At 55.1% G+C, this 2,500-nt stretch carries 1 rRNA gene (cut by a window edge); it reads right to left on the reverse strand.

The features are described from left to right. Positions 1-131: 131 nt before the first annotated feature. A 23S ribosomal RNA gene (locus LX81_RS21555) occupies positions 132-2,500 on the reverse strand; it runs 468 nt beyond the window's last position.

A 2,500-nucleotide genomic window follows, 5' to 3' on the forward strand; every position in this document is an offset into this window, starting at 1 on the left:
ACCGTCGTCCGGAATATCGAATGCCGGGACGATCGAACTGTTCCGGCGTTCTTTCCAAGTCATGTACACCTTGGTGTATACTTTGTGATCGTGTCGGTCGGACGCGTCGAGGCGCCGGCCTTCCACTGGATCAAATCAAGCCTATCGGACAATTAGTACCGGTCAACTGAGCACATTGCTGCGCTTACATCTCCGGCCTATCGACGTGGTGGTCTACCACGGTCCTCAGGGATACCTTGTTTCGAGGGGGGCTTCCCGCTTAGATGCCTTCAGCGGTTATCCTGTCCGATCATAGCTACCCAGCACTGCCATTGGCATGACAACTGGTCCACCAGTGGATCGTTCACCCCGGTCCTCTCGTACTAGGGGCAACTCCTCTCAAGTATCCTACACCCACGGCAGATAGGGACCGAACTGTCTCACGACGTTCTAAACCCAGCTCACGTACCTCTTTAAACGGCGAACAGCCGTACCCTTGGGACCTGCTCCAGCCCCAGGATGAGATGAGCCGACATCGAGGTGCCAAACGGTGCCGTCGATATGGACTCTTGGGCACCATCAGCCTGTTATCCCCGGCGTACCTTTTATCCGTTGAGCGATGGCCCTTCCACGCGGGACCACCGGATCACTATGGCCGTCTTTCGACTCTGCTCGACTTGTCAGTCTCGCAGTCAGGCTGGCTTCTGCCATTGCACTCAACGAGCGATTTCCGACCGCTCTGAGCCAACCTTCGCGCGCCTCCGTTACTCTTTGGGAGGCGACCGCCCCAGTCAAACTACCCGCCACACAGGGTCCCGGAACCGGATGACGGTCCGCGGTTAGACATCAAGCAAGGCAAGGGTGGTATCTCAAGGATGGCTCCACCGCGACTGGCGTCACGGCTTCAAAGCCTACCACCTATCCTGCACATGCCTGGCCTGATGCCAGTGTGAAGCTGTAGTAAAGGTGCACGGGGTCTTTCCGTCTAACCGCGGGAAGCCTGCATCTTGACAGGCAATTCAATTTCGCTGAGTCGATGTTGGAGACAGCGGGGAAGTCGTTACGCCATTCGTGCAGGTCGGAACTTACCCGACAAGGAATTTCGCTACCTTAGGACCGTTATAGTTACGGCCGCCGTTTACCGGGGCTTCAATTCAAGGCTTGCACCTCTCCTTTTAACCTTCCGGCACCGGGCAGGCGTCAGACCCTATACGTCGTCTTGCGACTTCGCAGAGCCCTGTGTTTTTAGTAAACAGTCGCCACCCCCTGGTTTGTGCCCCCAGCCACTAGTTGCCTAGAAACTGGGCCTCCTTCTCGCGAACTTACGGAGGTATTTTGCCGAGTTCCTTCAACATCGTTCTCTCAAGCGCCTTGGTATTCTCTACCAGTCCACCTGTGTCGGTTTAGGGTACGATCTCATGATGGAGCTATTTCCAGGAACCTCTAAGCGGCCCGTTCAATCCGATAAGAACGAACAACCCTCGAGATCCGTCACTTCCATCTGGCCCAGGAATATTAACCTGGTTCCCATCGACTACGCCTTTCGGCCTCGCCTTAGGGGTCGGCTTACCCTGCTCAGATTAGCTTTAAGCAGGAACCCTTGGACTTTCGGCGACAGGGTCTCTCACCCTGTTTGTCGCTACTCATGTCATCATTCTCGCTAGTGATCTCTCCACCGGATCGCTCACGCGCCGGCTTCACAGAAAGCACCAGAGCCTCCAATGCACCCCGAGGGATGCACGAGGAGGCGTGGTGCTATGTCACACTACGCTCCGCTACCACTGCATATGCAGTCCTGAGCTTCGGCTCGTGGCTTGAGCCCCGTTACATCTTCGCCGCAAGACAGCTTAAATTTAGACCAGTGAGCTGTTACGCTATCTTTAAAGGATGGCTGCTTCTAAGCCAACCTCCTGGTTGTTTTGGCCGTCTCACATGCTTTCCCACTTAGCCACGAATTAGGGGCCTTAGCTGCAGGTCAGGGTTGTTTCCCTCTCCACGACGGACGTTAGCACCCGCCGTGTGTCTGCCAGATAGTACTCTACGGTATTCGGAGTTTGCTTAGGATCAGTAAGGCTGTGGGCCCCCATTACCCATGCAGTGCTCTACCCCCGTAGGTATTCGTCTGACGCTCTACCTAAATAGATTTCGCGGAGAACCAGCTATCTCCGAGTTTGATTGGCCTTTCACCCCTAGGCACACCTCATCCCGACCTTTTTCAACAGGTGTGGGTTCGGACCTCCAGTAAGTGTTACCTCACCTTCATCCTGGACATGCCTAGATCACTCGGTTTCGGGTCTGATCCCACGAACTCTGACGCCCTATTAAGACTCGCTTTCGCTGCGCCTACACCTAACGGCTTAAGCTTGCTCGTGAGACCAAGTCGATGACCCATTATACAAAAGGTACGCCGTCAGCCCTCAAGGAGCCTCCGACTGTTTGTAGGCGTTCGGTTTCAGGTACTTTTTCACTCCCCTCGTCGGGGTGCTTTTCACCTTTCCCTCACGGTACTGGTTCACTATCG

Source organism: Palleronia aestuarii (assembly GCF_003253995.1).
Taxonomy (GTDB): domain Bacteria; phylum Pseudomonadota; class Alphaproteobacteria; order Rhodobacterales; family Rhodobacteraceae; genus Palleronia; species Palleronia aestuarii.